Origin of the sequence: Enterobacter cloacae complex sp. 2021EL-01169, from assembly GCF_020733125.1 — a bacterium.
In the GTDB taxonomy this organism is placed as follows: Bacteria; Pseudomonadota; Gammaproteobacteria; order Enterobacterales; family Enterobacteriaceae; genus Enterobacter; species Enterobacter roggenkampii.
In genome coordinates this window covers 124,775-141,372 of record NZ_JAJFTC010000010.1, presented here as the reverse complement: position 1 = coordinate 141,372, position 16,598 = coordinate 124,775, and the positions used below count along the sequence as shown (strand labels likewise).

The window sequence follows — 16,598 nt, the reverse complement described above, 5'->3', positions numbered from 1 at the left end:
AGATTGTCTGATAAATTGTTAAAGAGCAGTGCAACGCGGCTTTCGCTCACCGTTGCGAGGTGGCGTATATTACGCTTTCCTCTTTCAGAGTCAACCCGTTATTTCAGGATTTTTTCTCTTCAACCGAACCGCTTGTTGTGTGAAGTGATTCACATCCGCCGTGTCGATGGAGGCGCATTATAGGGAGTTCGCGAACGACCGCAACCGAAAAGTTGCAAAAAAATGACTGACTGCTGCATTCCCCAGCAAAACCCCGCCTTATACCCATTTATGCACAAAGTTATCCACAATTCTGCACGGATCCCAATGCGATCCCACGAACTGAGCGGGAAGATCAACTATACTGGCGGCAAATACTCTTCTCTGTGCAGGCCGCTTCATGACCACACAACGCCTCACCCGTGACTGGCGTCTCCCTACCGCTGGGTTGATGCTGCTGGCAATTCTCTTTGCCGGTTTTACCCTGCATGCGCACTGGAACGCCTTTATCCAGTGGTGTCTTGCCACGCAAATTACCCTGCACCGCTATCTGGTGATGTACCTGCTGCAGCTGAATAACCACCAGTACAGCGGCGGATTATGGTTGTTAACGGGGGCTTTCCTTTATGGCGTACTCCACGCCATTGGCCCCGGGCACGGAAAATTCATTGTGACGACCTATCTGACTACCAATAAGGAAAGCGAGCTGGCCGCCCGGGTCGTCCCTTTCCTGGGCAGCCTGATGCAGGGCGTCAGCGCCATTCTGTTTGTCTTTATCCTGGCGGTAGGGTTTAACCTCGCCTCAGGGGATATCAGTACCAGCCGCTGGTATGTGGAGAAGGTCAGCGCAGTGCTTATTGGCGCATTCGGCGCATTCATCATTTACCAGGCGCTGAAGAGCCTGCGCCCGCGCAGGATGTCTGTCTCTGCCATTAAGCCGCTTCATCAGCACGACGAACACTGTGGCTGCGGTCATCACGGCGTAGGTGCAGACCTGACGCAGGGCGACTGGAAAACCCGTCTGGGCGTGATACTGGCGATTGGCGCACGCCCGTGCAGCGGGGCGATCATGATCCTGATGTTCTCCAACGCGCTGGGCATTGTTACCTGGGGGATGGCCGCAGTCATGACTATGTCTCTGGGAACCGCGCTCTCTATTATGGGGCTTTCACTGGCTGTACGTTACGCCCGCGAACGCACGGTGACCTGGTTCGGAGAAAGCGCCTCGTTAAAATGGCTGGTGCCGGCCGTCAAAATTGCCGGAGGGATAGTCCTGATCCTGTTCGCGACGGTGCTGTTCCTGACGGTGATCCCCATCAGCGCCAATGGCGACTACATCGCCGCAGGATGCTAATAAAAGAAAACCCGCCAGCGGCGGGTTTTTTGTTACTCGTTGATGCGTGGATGCTGATCCACCAGTCGGGAACGTTTTTTCTGCAGCTCTTCAATCTCGGCGTCAATATCCTCAATCTTCTGCTCTACATTATCGTAGTGCTCACGGAGGATCTCTTTCGCTTCCTGGATATCCGATGCCGCAGGCGTTGCGCCTTTCAGAGGGCGATTCGCCGTCTCCTTCATGGTAATACCGGTAATCAAACCAATCACCGCGATCACCATCAGGTAATAAGCAGGCATCATCAGGTTCTGCGTGCTCTCCACCAGCGAGGCGGCAAGCGTCGGGGTCAGGCCGGCAATCAGCACCGAGATGTTAAAGGCCGCGGCCAGCGCGCTGTAGCGAATATGGGTCGGGAACATCGCGGGCAGCGTTGAGGCCATCACCCCGATAAAGCAGTTAAGGATCACCGCCAGCATCAGCAGACCGGCAAAAATCAGCCCCAGTACATTACTGTTGATCAGAATAAATGCCGGGATGGCGAGGGCAAACAGCGCAACGCTTCCCAGAATAATGAACGGTCGACGACCAAAGCGGTCACTCAACAGGCCCATAATCGGCTGCACAAACAGCATACCCACCATGATGGCGATAATGATCAGCACACCGTGATCTTCCGAGTAGTGCAGGTTATGCGACAGATAGCTCGGCATGTAGGTCAGCAGCATGTAATAGGTCACGTTGGTGGAGATCACCAGACCGATACAGACCAGCAGGCTTCGCCAGTGCTTAGTGGCAATCTCTTTGAACGATACCTTCGGACCGTCCTGCAGCCCTTCGCGGTCACCCTGCTCCAGCTTATCAACGTGCTGCTGGAACGCAGGCGTCTCTTCAAGCGCATGACGCAGGTAGAGACCAATGATCCCCAGCGGCAGTGCCAGGAAGAATGGGATACGCCAGCCCCAGTCGAGGAAGTTCTCTTCCCCCACCACGGTTGAAATCAGCACCACCACGCCCGCGCCCAGGACAAAACCGGCAATGGAGCCGAAGTCCAGCCAGCTTCCCATAAATCCGCGCTTACGGTCAGGAGAATACTCGGCAACGAAGATCGAGGCGCCAGTATATTCACCGCCCACGGAGAAGCCCTGTGCCATCTTACAGATCAGCAGCAGAATCGGTGCCCAAATGCCGATAGTGGCGTAAGACGGTATAAGGCCGATACAGAATGTACTGATAGACATAATGACGATGGTGATAGCCAGGATCTTCTGACGACCATATTTATCACCGAGCATACCGAAGAACAGACCACCCAGCGGGCGAATCAGGAAGGGAACGGAGAACGTACCCAGTGCCGCAATCATCTGCAGGCTGGGATCGGCCCCGGGGAAAAACACTTTACCTAACGCATAGGCCACAAAGCCGTAGACACCAAAATCGAACCATTCCATCGCATTACCGAGCGAGGCTGCGGTAATCGCTTTACGCAGTTTGGCGTCATCAATAATGGTGACGTCGCGAAGTGTGATGGGTTTAATCTTTTTCCTTCTCAGCATAGCTATCCTCGTTGACTCGGCCCTGTCTGTTTCACAGTCCAGTGTGCGTTCTGTGAACCATGGGATCCGCTCCATGCGAATCGCCTTATTCAAGCGTAGCAGGTTTACTTACATTGACGTTTACGTCGATACAACCGAACCTGTTGACGCCTGCCTGGGCAGTTAATGACCTTTTTACCCTACCAGCGTTTATATTTGTGTTCAACTTCACACATATTTCAGCATCAGGTCAACTCAGTCCAGTATTTGTCAATCAGTGCAAATAAGCCCTTTCTCATCCCCGCCTCATGAGCTCTCTCACGCACGTCATGAGTTCTTTCGCAACAAAAAAACAAACCACGTTTACTCACATTCAATTTACATAAATTTTCTTCATCATGAAGCCGCCGATAGTTTTACATTGAATATGTGACAAACATAACTAAAACGATGTTTTATTTTGATTGAATCAATATTCCAATTATCGCATGATAAATCCGAATACAGCATTCCATGTGTTTTCCAATGAAGTTAATCGAGAGAAAACATTTATTTTCCTGGCGGGATTATCGAGAAACGCCACTCAAAAACAAATGCCAATCAATTGAATTTATTGACTAATTTTTAACACCGAACGCCCGTCCTGCGGGGTCAGATGTGAGGATTGTCCATGAAGATTAAAGCCACGATAGAACGCATACCCGGCGGTATGATGCTGGTTCCGCTGGTGCTGGGCGCCATCCTGAATACCCTTGCCCCTGATACCGGGGCTTATTTTGGTGGTTTCACAAAAGGCATGATAACGGGCACGGTTCCAATTCTTGCCGTCTGGTTTTTTTGTATCGGTGCATCCATTAATTTGCGGGCGACCGGTACCGTATTACGGAAATCCGGCACGCTGGTAATAACCAAAATAGCGGTAGCCTGGGCGGTGGCAATGATATGCGCGATGTTCATCCCGGAGAATGGAATTCAGACCGGGTTCTTCGCGGGGTTATCGGTGCTGGCGATTGTCTCCGCGATGGATATGACTAACGGCGGATTGTACGCCAGCCTGATGAACCAGTACGGGACGAAAGAAGAGTCCGGCGCATTTGTCTTGATGTCTCTCGAATCAGGCCCGCTGATGACGATGCTGATCCTGGGGTCCGCTGGCCTGGCCTCTTTTGAACCCCACCACTTTGTCGGCGCAATCCTGCCCTTCCTGATCGGCTTTGCCCTTGGCAACCTCGATCACGATCTGCGTGATTTCTTCAGCAAAGCCACGCCGGTGCTGATCCCGTTCTTCGGCTTTGCGCTGGGGAACACCATCAACCTGAAGGTTATCCTTGATACCGGCCTGCTGGGTATTGTGCTGGGTGTCGCCGTAATCGTCATTACCGGTATTCCGCTGATCGTTGCCGACCGCGTGATCGGGGGAGGAAACGGCACGGCGGGCGTCGCCGCCTCTTCAGCCGCAGGCGCTGCCGTCGCCAACCCGGTGATTATTGCCCAGATTAACCCGGCCTTCGAACCGGTAGCCGCTTCAGCGACGGCGCTGGTTGCCGCCAGCGTGATTGTCACTGCGCTACTGGTGCCGATCATCACGGCGCTATATGCGAAACGCTACGCCAATGCCCCCGAGCAGAATATCGAACGAAAAGCGGTCGAACTCCGCCATTAACACACCGCACCAAACCCTCCCCTCTTCCCTGCGGGGAGAGGGTGAGGGGTAAGGGATTTACCCAAAAATCTCTTCCACCATCCCGTCCACCAGCCGTTTTGCCGAACAGAGCCTCGGCATCCCCAGTGCGACGGTCTGCCAGTTTTGCGTCACTGACCAGCTCACCGGATGCTTATCCGCCTGACACCAGTCCCCCAGCCAGCCCAGCATGTCTTTATGATCGATCGATCCGGGAGAAGCAGGCGCTGTCAGCCACTGGTGATAAAAATGGCGGGTCGTGGGTGAGGCATTAATGCCCTGCGCCAGATAGTTAGCCGCCATGCTGCGCAGGTTATCCTTAAGCATGGCCGCCACATCTTCTTTCGCGAGGCGGCATGCGTCGCCAAATGCTCCCCAGCGCAGTTCTTCCAGAACGATAAAACAGCGCCCGGCCAGCGACCAGCCATCATAATGTCCGGCCCGCCAGCGGGTAAAAATTTGCTCGCTGTGCTCACCCGCCTGCACCGTTAGCCCGCGCTGGGTCAGCGCCTTTTCTTTCCAGGCTGCGCGTTGGGTAAAATGAGACACGAGATCGGCGTACTGCTGCGTCAGTCCGGGAGACTGCAGGGTGCGTGGGTGAGTCTGCTGACGCAGCGCAATCAGCTTCTCTGCCATCAGCGTCAGCGCGAGATGGCCCGGATCAAGCATCCCGGCCAGCTTTTCCGCCAGCCCCAGGCGCAGCGCCGCATTTTCATTGAGCATACCCGCCATCGCCCAGGGGCGTAGCCGGGTATGCGTCATGATTTCCTGCGTCAAACGCTCGCGAAACTGCAGCTGCTGTGGTCCCAGGCGAGGATGACGCGCCGCGTCTCCCCCCTGCACCAGATCGACCATAAATTTTGGATTAATACACTCCAGCGTTCGCCCGGGGCCGTCCAGTAGTGGTGTTGTCATGGTTGCTCTGCCGCGAATAGAGTTTGAATATCATCGCGTAACAGTCGGGTATCTTCCTGTATCCACGTCGCAGTAGTGATGCTTTGCTTCAACAACTGGCAGAGCGCTCGGGTTGAGTGCTCATTTTGCTGACGCACTGCGAGGCTATCACGCAAGCTTTCCTGTAACCCGGCCAGGCACAACGAAAATTCTGCAAAGAACGTCGCCATTCCTGCCGTAACAGAGACATCGACCTGCGCGGACAAAGCTTTACGTATTTGTTCACAAAACTGATCAATATGTTGCTTAAATTTGTCATGTAGCTGCGCAATGTCGATAACATAGCGCGTGCGCGTTTCCACATACTCGTCCCAGCCCCAGCCAGGATTATTGAGCCAGCGAGAGACCGTTTCGCGCATGCTGCTCCCGCCGGAAGGTGGGGCGGCCCGGCTGTCGTCCTGCGCAATCGCATCGTTAAACAGCGCTCGCGTATTGAAGTTAAGCTGGCTTGCCTGAAACGCCGGGAAGCTGATCCGCGCCCGAAAACCCGCATGGCTCAGATGCTCTTTAATACGCGTTTCGATGGGACGCATGGCTTCGTTAAGAGAACGCGCCAGCGTGGACTCCAGCTGATCGAAGCGTAACGCCAGCTCCCGGCCGATTTTCGTCTGGGCATCCAGCATCACCCGCTCGCAGGAGGCGCGTAATTTACTCAGCGCAATCTGCGCCTGCCCTTCATCGTCCAGCACCAGCTGCTTCACCCTCTCACCGCGAAGTTGCTGCCGTTCGGTGCCTGCCGAATCAAGAATCGGGGGCGTGCTGAACACCTGGTCAATCGCCTGGTGAAGCGCGGTTTTTTGGGATCCCATAAAGTCCGCGGTGGCGTTCAGCGCTTCCTCAACCTCATGTTTCACCTCATCGCTCACCACGCGCTGACGCGTCTGCAAAAGCGCCATGTCCTCTTCCAGACGTGCGATATTCAGCTCCAGCGCCTCAAAGGCCACCGTCAGCCCCTGATAGCGGAAATCGAGATACTCGCGGGCGTTTTGCGCGTAGTTAAGAAGCTTATGCGAGGCCGAACGCAGCGCGTATAGCGAGGCATTGGCATAGGCGGCGTAAATCAGTTTCCGTATCGGTTGCTCGAAGAGCGAATCTTCCCAGAGCAAATCGGCAGAATGTCGGATATGGTCGATATCGTCCAGGTCCGCCGTACGCCAGCGTCGCCCGAGCGCCGCTTCGGCAAAATCCTGCACCCAGGGTTGCTCCTGATGATCCGGCAGTCGTCCATGCGAACTTAGCTCATAGCGCGCGCGGTTGGCCAGATACGCCCACATGGACGACACGGGGTAAATCTGGCCAGGCGAAATATTGCCTTTCATTAAGGTGCCGGAGATCATCGCCCGAATCTGTTCTTCATCATCGCTATTGCGATCTTTCTGATCGAATTTATTGACCAGCGCATACAGCGGCACCGATTTTCCCGCCGCGGAAATCGCCTGGCGGACTTCTTCATCAGAAATGGATTTAAGCTGGGTATAATCCATCACGGCCAGCACCGCCGATGCGCGAGACAACTGCTCGCTGAGCATTTTTTGCAGATGCGGCTGTCCGGCCTCGTTCGGCCCGGGCGTATCGAGCAGCGTCAGCTGCCCGAGGTGGGCATCCAGGCCCGCAAGATGCACGAACTCCACCTCAATTACCGGGATATGTTCAATAGCCGTATATTCAGAGAACGGAAACGCCACACCCAGCGCCTGGGAAAGTCTCACCAGATCGTTGAGGCTTTTCAGACAATGAAATATCGGCTGCGCGCCCAGGTGATGCTTCTCAAACGCTTCCCCTTTTTCAATGCGCTCCAGCAGCGTATTCATGTCTTTATCAATTTCCAGACGCTGAGCCAGCTTCCCGCGGTCGTAATCACAGAGCTGTTTCTGAAGCAGTTGGATCAATTCATCAATCGGGGAGGAATGAGAGAAATGCAGCACCGGCTCCTTCTGGCCCGGCGTGTGGCGAATCAACGTCGGAAGCGCCGTCATTGGACGATTGCGGTTCGGCAACACTTCGGTACCCACAATCGCATTAATGGTGGTCGATTTCCCCGCTTTCATGGTGCCAACAATGGCCAGGACCATTTCCAGCCGGGTTATTTTGCGTAATTCATTATTCAGCATCGCCTGCTGGGCGTCGACACCGCGCGCGCTAAAATGCAAAGGTAAAACGTTGTTTGTTTCGCCAGTAATAGCAGCCTCTGTGCTCTCCAGCATCTCAGTGGGCATTGATTTCAACGTATCAAGATTTTGCAGGGCAAGCTGTAACAAACGCTCGGCTTCCTGGCTTAATTCAAAAATGGTCTGTGTGTGCATGATAAAAGCCTTTCCTTAACGCAAATTTATTACTTTTATTAAGCCACTGGTTTTAATTATGTTGTTCAGGCTTATATGATCACGTGTGGAAAACATGTTCGCCGAAATATAACTGATTGAAGATAATCAGGAATAATTCCCTATCCTTGCATGGCGTGTAGAACTCTTCTCCAGGCCTGATAGCCAAAAGAAAAAAGCGTAGCCCATTTTTAAGATACTTCAGGATATATCACCATTATTTACCCACCTAAAAAGAGAGGTAATGCACCACTGCCATAAGATATGTATGGCAGCAAAGTCCGGAGATAAATAACAATGTGTCGCTTCACCTTATCCGAAATGGCAGAGCGTAGCAATTTGCTGCAATAAAATATTCGATATATTTATCGTCATTTCTTCCCACCGTGTTAATGGACATAAGCTTCGCGTAACTGACTGACAGAACGTGTCACTCCCGATACGCTTTTTGGCTTTTTTAATTCACAATATCACCGACAACGGTGTGGATTTGCGCTATACTTGCCGCCTTTTTCGGCACCCTGCCGTCATTTAGCTGGCACTTTCCAGCGCGTTTACACTTTTGAGGATACCGATATGTCTCTCCCACACTGCCCAAAATGCAATTCTGAATACACCTATGAAGATAATGGCATGTTCATCTGCCCGGAATGCGCTCATGAATGGAATGATGCCGAGCCGGCTCAGGATGCTGATGCGCTCATCGTAAAAGATGCGAACGGCAACCTGCTGGCGGACGGTGACAGCGTTACCGTCGTTAAGGACCTGAGGGTGAAAGGCAGTTCCTCTATGCTGAAGATCGGCACCAAAGTGAAGAATATCCGTCTGGTTGAAGGCGATCATAATATCGACTGCAAAATTGACGGCTTCGGTCCAATGAAATTGAAATCTGAGTTCGTGAAAAAGAACTGATTTTCCACCTGTACGCCCGGTAAGCGAAGCGCCACCGGGCGCTTTTGCCGGATGCGCTACGCTTATCCGGCCTACAAAAAAAGAACTAAACTTAACGGGCTTTTCTTACGTGAGGTAAAGATTATGCCGTTAAGTCCCTACATCTCTTTCGCCGGCAACTGCGCTGAGGCCACCGCCTTTTACCAGCAAGCCGTCGGCGCAGAACTTCTCTATAAAATTACCTTCGGCGAAATGCCAAAAAGCGATAACAGCGAAGAAGGCTGTCCGTCCGGTATGCAGTTTCCGGATTCGGCTATCGCCCACTCCAACGTCCGCATTGCGGGCAGCGATATCATGATGAGCGACGGGATGCCGCCCGGCAGCAACGCGCAGTACGCGGGCTTTACGCTGGTTCTCGACACCCAGGACGTCAATGAAGGCAAGCGCTGGTTCGACAACCTCGCCGATGGCGGGAATATCGACATGGCGTGGCAGGAGACCTTCTGGGCGCACGGTTTCGGTAAAGTCACCGACAAATACGGCGTGCCGTGGATGATTAACGTCGTCAAGCAACAAACGTCGTAGGCAGGACACGCGCAGCGCAGCCGGCAACAGCGACCGGTGGCGCTGCGCTGACCGGGCCTACGGTGATTGTCATCAAACTCCGCTCAACTCTTCAAACTCCCGCAACCTGCACTTAACCCAAATGTCACATTGATGCGCCAGCATGAGGCCACATTTATCGTGAGGCCCAGCACATGCAAACTGTCATCCGCGTCGAGAAACTGAGCAAGACCTTCAATCACAACAAGGCTCTGCATGCCGTTGATCTGACCGTCCGGCAGGGCGACATGGTGGCGCTTCTCGGGCCTTCTGGCTCGGGTAAATCCACCCTTCTGCGCCATTTGAGCGGGCTTATCACCGGCGATAAAACGCCGGAAAGCCACGTCGAGCTGCTGGGCAATACCGTGCAGCGCGCCGGGCGTCTGGCGAGCGATATCCGCAAGAGCCGCGCCCAGACGGGCTACATCTTCCAGCAGTTTAACCTGGTAAACCGCCTGACGGTGCTGGAGAACGTGCTGATTGGCGCGCTCGGCAGCACCCCGTTCTGGCGCACCTGTCTGCGCTGGTTCACCCCTTCCCAGAAGCAGGAAGCTTTACAGGCGCTGACCCGCGTCGGCATGGCGCATTTCGCCCACCAGCGCGTCTCCACCCTGTCCGGTGGACAACAGCAGCGCGTGGCGATTGCGCGCGCGCTGATGCAAAAAGCGCAAATCATTCTTGCTGACGAACCCATCGCCTCGCTGGACCCGGAGTCCGCCCGCATCGTGATGGAGACCCTGCGCGACATTAACCAGAACGACGGCATTACCGTGGTGGTCACGCTGCATCAGGTGGATTACGCCCTGCGCTATTGCGAACGCATCGTCGCCCTGCGTCAGGGGCACGTGTTCTTTGATGGCGCAAGCCATCAGTTTGATAACGAACGTTTTGACCATCTCTACCGCAGCATTAACCGCGTCGAAGAGAACGCGCAGGCTGCTTAATTAAACCCGATCCGAGGAAAGTACATGAGCTACAAAGCCGTTGCCGCGCTGGCCTTTACCAGCATGTTCAGCCTCAGCACCCTGTTAAGCCCGGCGTATGCGGAAGAGCAGGAAAAAGCGCTAAACTTCGGCATTATTTCGACGGAATCACAGCAAAACCTGAAACCTCAGTGGGAACCGTTCCTGAAAGATATGGAAACCAAGCTGGGGATCAAAGTGAACGCCTTCTTCGCCCCGGACTACGCGGGCATCATCCAGGGGATGCGCTTTAATAAAGTGGACATCGCCTGGTACGGCAACCTCTCCGCCATGGAAGCGGTGGACCGCGCGAACGGCCAGGTCTTTGCCCAGACCGTCGCGGCAGATGGCTCCCCCGGCTACTGGAGCGTGCTGATCGTCAACAAAGACAGCCCGATCAACAACCTCAACGACATGCTCGCCAAACGCAAAGAGCTGACCTTCGGCAACGGCGATCCGAACTCTACCTCGGGTTACCTTGTCCCTGGCTACTACGTCTTCGCCAAAAACAACGCCTCCGCCAGCGACTTCAAGCGCACGGTAAACGCCAGCCATGAAACCAACGCTCTGGCCGTGGCCAACAAGCAGGTGGACGTTGCCACCAACAACACCGAGAACCTCGACAAGCTGAAGACGTCCGCCCCGGACAAGCTGAAAGAGCTGAAGGTTATCTGGAAATCCCCGCTGATCCCCGGCGACCCGATTGTGTGGCGTAAAAACCTGTCCGAAAGCACCAAGGACAAGGTGTACGACTTCTTTATGACCTACGGCAAAACGCCGGAAGAGAAAGCGGTCCTGGAACGTCTGGGCTGGGCACCGTTCCGCCCGTCAAGCGACCTGCAGCTGGTGCCGATTCGCCAGCTGGCGCTGTTTAAAGAGATGCAGGGCGTGAAGGACAACAAAGGCCTGAAGGACGAGGAGAAGACCAGCAAAGTGGCCGCGATTCAGGCCCAGCTTGAAGACCTCGACCGCCTGACCGCCGCGCTCGGCGCGATGACCAGCGTGAATAAAGCGGTGCAGTAACGCTTTTCGCCCGGTGGCGCTGCGCTTACCGGGCCTACATTTTGGATCGTAGGCCGGATAAGCGTAGCGCCATCCGGCACACAAAGACCTGCGGAGTTACACATGCAAACCATCACCCTCCCGCCGCCGAAGCGCAGCTGGTTCTCGCTCATAAGCTGGGCCATCCTGCTGGCGGTGCTGGTTATCTCCTGGAAGGGCGCGGAAATGGATCCGCTGCTGCTCTTCAAAGACGCGGGCAATATGGCGACCTTCGCCGCCGACTTCTTCCCGCCGGACTTCAGCCAGTGGCAAGACTACCTCAGTGAAATGGCGGTCACCCTGCAAATCGCCGTCTGGGGCACCGTGCTGGCCGTTATTCTCTCCATTCCGTTTGGCCTGATGAGCGCTGAAAACATCGTGCCGTGGTGGATATACCAGCCCATGCGCCGCCTGATGGACGCCTGTCGTGCGATCAACGAAATGGTCTTTGCGATGCTGTTCGTGGTCGCCGTCGGCCTCGGTCCGTTCGCGGGCGTCATGGCGCTGTTCATTCACACCACCGGCGTGCTCTCCAAGCTGCTTTCCGAGGCGGTCGAAGCCATCGAGCCCGGCCCGGTGGAAGGCATTCGCGCCACCGGCGCCAATAAAATCGAAGAGATCCTTTACGGCGTCCTGCCGCAGGTGATGCCGCTCCTGATCTCCTACTCCCTGTACCGCTTTGAGTCCAACGTCCGCTCCGCCACCGTCGTCGGCATGGTCGGCGCAGGCGGGATTGGCGTCACCCTGTGGGAAGCGATTCGCGGTTTCCAGTTCCAGCAAACCTGCGCCCTGATGGTGCTCATCATCGTCACCGTCAGCCTGCTGGATTTCCTCTCTCAACGTTTGCGTAAGCACTTCATCTGAGAAGCGAGGCTTTGTTTTCTATGCACTTATCCAGACATCCGACCAGTTTCCCCACCCGCTGGCAAGAGATCGCGGCAAAGCTCGAAGTGGAGCTGCGCACGCACTACCGCTGCGGAGACTACCTTCCTGCCGAGCAGCAGCTTGCTGACCGCTATGAGGTGAACCGACACACCCTGCGCCGCGCCATTGACCAGCTGGTCGAGCGCGGCTGGGTCCAGCGCCGTCAGGGCGTGGGCGTGCTGGTGCTGATGCGCCCGTTCGACTACCCGCTTAACGCCCAGGCGCGCTTTAGCCAGAACCTGCTGGATCAAGGCAGCCACCCGACCAGCGAAAAGCTGCTCTCGGTGCTGCGTCCGGCCTCCAGCCACGTGGCGGACGCGCTGGGTATTCAGGAGGGCGACAACGTCATCCACCTGCGCACGCTGCGCCGGGTCAACGGCGTGGCGGTGTGCCAGATCGATCACTACTTCGCGGATCTCACCCTCTGGCCGGTGCTGCAGAATTTCTCCAGCGGTTCGCTGCATGATTTTCTCCAGAATGCGACAGGCATTGCGCTGAAACGCACCCAGACGCGCATCAGCGCCCGCCGCGCGCAGGCGAAAGAGAGCAAGGTGCTGGAGATCCCCAATATGGCCCCGCTGCTCTGCGTGCGCACCCTCAACCACCGTGACGGCGAGATCGACGCGACGGAATACTCCGTCAGCCTGACCCGCGCCGACATGATCGAATTCACCATGGAGCATTGAATGCACTTCGACACCGCCACCCGACAGCGCTGGATGCGCGTGCTGGCCCACAGCCAGCCTGCTGCGCTCTCTGCCCGCATGAACGCCCTTAGCCTGGCTCCCGGGTACGACCTCCTCCGCGCGCCGGAGATCGGCCTCGTTCAGATCCAGGCGCGCATGGGCGGTACCGGCGCGCGCTTCTTCGCCGGGGACGCCACCCTCACCCGCGCAGCGATCCGCCTGCACAGCGGCACGCTGGGCTACGGCTACGTGCTGGGGCGTGATAAAGCGCACGCCGAGCGCTGCGCGGTCATCGACGCCCTTTTGCAGGAACCACCGCATTTCCAGACGCTGATGGAAACCCTTATTTCCCCGCTGGAGGCCGACCGCGCCGCACGCCTTGCCGCGCGTCAGGCCGAAGTGAATACCAGCCGGGTCGACTTCTTTACGCTCGTTCGCGGAGACAACGCATGACGCTTCAACCCGCTTTTACCCTGGCCGTCCAGGATGCCCAACACAGTTTTCGTCGCCTGCTAAAAGCCATGAGCGAGCCGGGCGTGATTGTCTCGCTGCACCAGCTCTCTCAGGGCTGGCTGCCGCTGAACCTGGCGACAACCAGCGTGCTGCTCACCCTGGCCGACAACGATACCCCGGTATGGCTTTCGGGCGCGCTGTCGAACGATATCGCCAACCAGAACCTGCGTTTTCACACCGGCGCCCCGCTTGTTGAACAGCCGCAGCAGGCAATCTTTGCCGTGGCCGACGAACAAATCAGCCATGAACAGCTGAATGCCCTGAGCGAAGGCACCGCCGTCGCCCCGGAAACCAGCGCCACGCTGATTTTGCAGGTCGCCAGCCTGAGCGGCGGCCGCATGCTGCGCCTGACGGGCGCAGGCATCGCCGACGAACGCATGGTCGCGCCGCAGCTGCCGGAGTGCATCATTCACGAGCTGACCGAGCGCCCGCACCCGTTCCCGCTGGGCATTGACCTGATCCTGACCTGCGGCGAGCGCCTGCTGGCCATCCCGCGGACCACCCACGTGGAGGTGTGCTGATGTACGTTGCCGTCAAAGGGGGCGAAAAAGCGATCGCCGCCGCCCATGCGCTGCAGGCGCACAGACGACGGGGTGATGAACAGCTCCCTGAGCTGAGCGTCGCCCAGATTGAACAGCAGCTTAATCTCGCCGTCGATCGGGTGATGACCGAGGGCGGTATCGCCGACCGCGAGCTGGCGGCGCTGGCCCTCAAGCAGGCCAGCGGCGATAACGTGGAAGCCATCTTCCTGCTGCGCGCCTACCGCACCACGCTGGCGAAGCTGGCGGTCAGCGAACCCATCAACACGGCGGAGATGCGCCTGGAGCGCCGCATTTCTGCCGTTTATAAAGACATTCCCGGCGGCCAGCGGCTCGGTCCTACCTATGACTACACCCATCGCCTGCTGGATTTTACCCTGCTGGCGAACGGCGAGGCGCCACGACTCAGTACCTCTGACGCCGAACAGGAACCGTCTCCGCACGTCTTCAGCCTGCTGGCGAAACAGGGTCTGGCGAAGGCGGAAGAGGACTCCGGCGCGCAGCCGGATGACATCACCCGCACGCCGCCGGTTTACCCGTGCTCGCGCTCGTCCCGCCTGCAGCAGCTGATGCGCGGCGACGAGGGCTATCTGCTGGCGCTGGCCTACTCCACCCAGCGTGGCTACGGGCGCAACCACCCGTTTGCCGCCGAAATTCGCAGCGGCTATATCGACGTCGAAATCGTGCCGGAAGAGCTGGGTTTTGCCGTAAACGTCGGCGAACTGCTGATGACCGAGTGTGAAATGGTGAACGGTTTTGTCGCGCCCGAAAATGAAGACCCGCACTTTACCCGCGGCTACGGGCTGGTGTTTGGCCTCGGCGAACGCAAGGCGATGGCCATGGCGCTGGTCGACCGCGCCCTGCAGGCACCGGACTACGGCGAGCACGTTGCTGGCCCGGCGCAGGACGAAGAGTTTGTGCTGGCCCACGCGGATAACGTCGAGGCCGCGGGCTTCGTCTCGCACCTCAAGCTGCCGCACTACGTCGATTTCCAGGCCGAACTGGAACTGCTGAAACGCCTGCAACGGGAGCGCAAACATGGCTAACTTAAGCGGCTACAACTTTGCCTATCTGGACGAGCAAACCAAACGCATGATCCGGCGCGCCATCTTAAAAGCGGTGGCGATTCCTGGCTATCAGGTGCCGTTCGGCGGCCGAGAAATGCCGATGCCCTACGGCTGGGGGACGGGCGGCATCCAGATTACCGCCAGCGTGATCGGCGAGGCGGACGTGCTGAAGGTCATCGACCAGGGCGCGGACGACACCACCAACGCCGTATCGATCCGCACCTTCTTTCAGCGGGTAACGGGCGTCGCGACCACCGAAAAAACCGAAGACGCGACGCTGATCCAGACCCGCCACCGCATTCCGGAAACCCCGCTCACGGAAGATCAGATTTTGATTTTTCAGGTGCCGATCCCGGAGCCGCTACGCTTTATCGAGCCGCGCGAAACCGAAACCCGCACCATGCACGCGCTGGAAGAGTACGGCGTGATGCAGGTGAAGCTGTATGAGGATATCGCCCGCTTCGGCCATATCGCCACCACCTACGCCTACCCGGTGAAGGTCAACGGCCGCTACGTCATGGACCCGTCGCCGATCCCAAAATTCGATAATCCGAAGATGGACATGATGCCCGCCCTGCAACTTTTTGGCGCCGGACGTGAAAAACGCATCTACGCCGTCCCGCCTTACACCCGCGTGGAAAGCCTGGATTTCGACGATCACCCGTTTACGGTGCAGGAGTGGGACGAGCCGTGCGCCATCTGCGGATCCAAACACAGCTATCTGGATGAAGTGGTGCTGGACGACACGGGCAAACGGATGTTTGTCTGCTCCGACACCGATTTCTGCCGCCAACAGAGCGAGGCGAACGGCCAATGAAACCGCTGCTTTCGGTAAATCACCTGACCCACCTGTATGCGCCGGGCAAAGGCTTCAGCGACGTGTCGTTCGAGCTGTGGCCGGGCGAAGTGCTGGGGATCGTCGGCGAGTCCGGCTCCGGCAAAACCACCCTGCTGAAATCCATCTCCGCGCGCCTGACGCCGCAGAACGGCGACATTTTGTATGAGGGCGCCTCGCTCTACGGCATGAGCGAGGCCGAGCGCCGCCGCCTGCTGCGCACCGAGTGGGGCGTGGTGCACCAGCATCCGATGGACGGCCTGCGCCGTCAGGTGTCGGCGGGAGGCAATATCGGCGAACGCCTGATGGCCACCGGCGCGCGCCACTACGGCAATATCCGCGCCACGGCGCAGCACTGGCTGGAAGAAGTGGAAATCCCCGCCTCGCGTATCGACGACCTGCCGACAACCTTCTCCGGCGGCATGCAGCAGCGTTTACAGATTGCCCGCAATCTCGTCACCCATCCGAAGCTGGTGTTTATGGATGAACCCACCGGTGGGCTGGACGTCTCCGTGCAGGCGCGCCTGCTCGACCTGCTGCGCGGCCTGGTGGTAGAGCTGAACCTGGCAGTGGTGATTGTCACCCACGATTTGGGCGTCGCGCGCCTGCTGGCGGACCGCCTGCTGGTGATGAAGCAGGGTCAGGTGGTGGAAAGTGGGTTAACCGACCGCGTGCTCGACGATCCCCATCATCCGTACACCCAGCTTCTGGTGTCGTCCGTGTTGCAGAACTGA

General features: G+C 57.2%; 17 protein-coding genes. 14 read left to right on the top strand and 3 right to left on the bottom strand.

What is annotated here, in order from left to right; genetic code table 11:
- Together LLF79_RS20450 and LLF79_RS20445 are read left to right on the top strand one after the other, a co-directional pair.
- On the top strand, positions 1-183 hold a 183-nt coding region (locus LLF79_RS20450; RefSeq protein WP_205246319.1), incomplete at its 5' end, for a hypothetical protein.
- 196 nt (positions 184-379) lie between these two features.
- On the top strand, positions 380-1,333 hold the full coding sequence (locus LLF79_RS20445; protein ID WP_227880286.1) for a nickel/cobalt transporter: 954 nt from the start codon (positions 380-382) through the stop codon (positions 1,331-1,333).
- Between the two features lie 32 nt (positions 1,334-1,365).
- On the opposite strand, the gene proP is transcribed toward LLF79_RS20445, so the two are convergent.
- Positions 1,366-2,868 (bottom strand): glycine betaine/L-proline transporter ProP, encoded by a 1,503-nt coding sequence (proP, locus tag LLF79_RS20440; RefSeq protein WP_008500072.1) that lies wholly within the window; start codon positions 2,866-2,868, stop codon positions 1,366-1,368.
- Between the two features lie 649 nt (positions 2,869-3,517).
- On the opposite strand from proP, the gene kdgT reads away from it, so the two are divergent.
- The gene (gene kdgT / locus LLF79_RS20435; protein ID WP_008500071.1) at positions 3,518-4,510 is read left to right on the top strand and encodes a 2-keto-3-deoxygluconate transporter; all 993 of its coding nucleotides are present in this window, start codon (positions 3,518-3,520) and stop codon (positions 4,508-4,510) included.
- A 57-nt stretch (positions 4,511-4,567) separates the two neighbouring features.
- Here kdgT and LLF79_RS20430 read toward each other — a convergent pair whose 3' ends face one another.
- Complete coding sequence (locus LLF79_RS20430) at positions 4,568-5,443, bottom strand: diguanylate cyclase regulator RdcB family protein (protein ID WP_008500070.1); 876 nt, start codon at positions 5,441-5,443, stop codon at positions 4,568-4,570.
- Positions 5,440-7,785: a clamp-binding protein CrfC gene (gene crfC / locus LLF79_RS20425; protein WP_206805824.1), complete on the bottom strand. Its 2,346-nt coding sequence runs from the start codon at positions 7,783-7,785 to the stop codon at positions 5,440-5,442. The genes LLF79_RS20430 and crfC overlap by 4 nt, the downstream gene beginning before the upstream one ends.
- A gap of 594 nt (positions 7,786-8,379) precedes the next feature.
- Here crfC and LLF79_RS20420 point away from each other — a divergent pair.
- The 11 genes from LLF79_RS20420 to phnK all read left to right on the top strand — a co-directional run bounded on the left by LLF79_RS20420 (position 8,380) and on the right by phnK (position 16,598).
- A complete protein-coding gene (locus LLF79_RS20420) occupies positions 8,380-8,715 on the top strand; it encodes a zinc ribbon domain-containing protein YjdM (protein WP_227880284.1) in 336 nt (111 codons plus the stop codon).
- Positions 8,716-8,838: 123 nt separating this feature from the next.
- On the top strand, positions 8,839-9,279 hold the full coding sequence (gene yjdN / locus LLF79_RS20415) for a VOC family metalloprotein YjdN (protein WP_023345287.1): 441 nt from the start codon (positions 8,839-8,841) through the stop codon (positions 9,277-9,279).
- Positions 9,280-9,452: 173 nt separating this feature from the next.
- Positions 9,453-10,241 carry a phosphonate ABC transporter ATP-binding protein gene (gene phnC / locus LLF79_RS20410; protein WP_023618659.1) on the top strand — a complete coding sequence of 263 codons (789 nt, stop codon included), beginning with the start codon at positions 9,453-9,455 and terminating at the stop codon, positions 10,239-10,241.
- Between the two features lie 24 nt (positions 10,242-10,265).
- Positions 10,266-11,282 carry a phosphonate ABC transporter substrate-binding protein gene (gene phnD, locus LLF79_RS20405; protein WP_008500064.1) on the top strand — a complete coding sequence of 339 codons (1,017 nt, stop codon included), beginning with the start codon at positions 10,266-10,268 and terminating at the stop codon, positions 11,280-11,282.
- Positions 11,283-11,384: 102 nt separating this feature from the next.
- The gene (phnE, locus tag LLF79_RS20400; RefSeq protein WP_039266960.1) at positions 11,385-12,164 is read left to right on the top strand and encodes a phosphonate ABC transporter, permease protein PhnE; all 780 of its coding nucleotides are present in this window, start codon (positions 11,385-11,387) and stop codon (positions 12,162-12,164) included.
- Positions 12,165-12,184: 20 nt separating this feature from the next.
- The gene (gene phnF / locus LLF79_RS20395) at positions 12,185-12,910 is read left to right on the top strand and encodes a phosphonate metabolism transcriptional regulator PhnF (protein ID WP_008500062.1); all 726 of its coding nucleotides are present in this window, start codon (positions 12,185-12,187) and stop codon (positions 12,908-12,910) included.
- On the top strand, positions 12,911-13,363 hold the full coding sequence (gene phnG / locus LLF79_RS20390) for a phosphonate C-P lyase system protein PhnG (RefSeq protein ID WP_045407285.1): 453 nt from the start codon (positions 12,911-12,913) through the stop codon (positions 13,361-13,363).
- Positions 13,360-13,944, top strand: a complete 585-nt coding sequence (phnH, locus tag LLF79_RS20385) for a phosphonate C-P lyase system protein PhnH (protein ID WP_008500060.1) — start codon at positions 13,360-13,362, stop codon at positions 13,942-13,944. The genes phnG and phnH overlap by 4 nt, the downstream gene beginning before the upstream one ends.
- A complete protein-coding gene (locus tag LLF79_RS20380; RefSeq protein WP_021242918.1) occupies positions 13,944-15,008 on the top strand; it encodes a carbon-phosphorus lyase complex subunit PhnI in 1,065 nt (354 codons plus the stop codon). The genes phnH and LLF79_RS20380 overlap by 1 nt, the downstream gene beginning before the upstream one ends.
- Positions 15,001-15,846, top strand: a complete 846-nt coding sequence (locus LLF79_RS20375; protein WP_008500058.1) for an alpha-D-ribose 1-methylphosphonate 5-phosphate C-P-lyase PhnJ — start codon at positions 15,001-15,003, stop codon at positions 15,844-15,846. Before LLF79_RS20380 ends, LLF79_RS20375 begins: the two co-directional genes overlap by 8 nt.
- Positions 15,843-16,598, top strand: coding sequence for a phosphonate C-P lyase system protein PhnK (gene phnK, locus LLF79_RS20370; RefSeq protein ID WP_008500057.1), 756 nt, complete (start codon positions 15,843-15,845; stop codon positions 16,596-16,598). The genes LLF79_RS20375 and phnK overlap by 4 nt, the downstream gene beginning before the upstream one ends.

Coding starts and splice junctions, on each gene's coding strand:
- phnH (WP_008500060.1), top strand. CDS start 13,360: ATGACGCTTCAACCCGCTTTTACCCTGGCCGTCCAGGATGCCCAACAC.
- phnD (WP_008500064.1), top strand. CDS start 10,266: ATGAGCTACAAAGCCGTTGCCGCGCTGGCCTTTACCAGCATGTTCAGC.
- LLF79_RS20445 (WP_227880286.1), top strand. CDS start 380: ATGACCACACAACGCCTCACCCGTGACTGGCGTCTCCCTACCGCTGGG.
- proP (WP_008500072.1), bottom strand. CDS start 2,868: ATGCTGAGAAGGAAAAAGATTAAACCCATCACACTTCGCGACGTCACC.
- LLF79_RS20430 (WP_008500070.1), bottom strand. CDS start 5,443: ATGACAACACCACTACTGGACGGCCCCGGGCGAACGCTGGAGTGTATT.
- LLF79_RS20420 (WP_227880284.1), top strand. CDS start 8,380: ATGTCTCTCCCACACTGCCCAAAATGCAATTCTGAATACACCTATGAA.
- phnG (WP_045407285.1), top strand. CDS start 12,911: ATGCACTTCGACACCGCCACCCGACAGCGCTGGATGCGCGTGCTGGCC.
- phnC (WP_023618659.1), top strand. CDS start 9,453: ATGCAAACTGTCATCCGCGTCGAGAAACTGAGCAAGACCTTCAATCAC.
- LLF79_RS20375 (WP_008500058.1), top strand. CDS start 15,001: ATGGCTAACTTAAGCGGCTACAACTTTGCCTATCTGGACGAGCAAACC.
- phnF (WP_008500062.1), top strand. CDS start 12,185: ATGCACTTATCCAGACATCCGACCAGTTTCCCCACCCGCTGGCAAGAG.
- crfC (WP_206805824.1), bottom strand. CDS start 7,785: ATGCACACACAGACCATTTTTGAATTAAGCCAGGAAGCCGAGCGTTTG.
- phnK (WP_008500057.1), top strand. CDS start 15,843: ATGAAACCGCTGCTTTCGGTAAATCACCTGACCCACCTGTATGCGCCG.
- LLF79_RS20380 (WP_021242918.1), top strand. CDS start 13,944: ATGTACGTTGCCGTCAAAGGGGGCGAAAAAGCGATCGCCGCCGCCCAT.
- kdgT (WP_008500071.1), top strand. CDS start 3,518: ATGAAGATTAAAGCCACGATAGAACGCATACCCGGCGGTATGATGCTG.
- yjdN (WP_023345287.1), top strand. CDS start 8,839: ATGCCGTTAAGTCCCTACATCTCTTTCGCCGGCAACTGCGCTGAGGCC.
- phnE (WP_039266960.1), top strand. CDS start 11,385: ATGCAAACCATCACCCTCCCGCCGCCGAAGCGCAGCTGGTTCTCGCTC.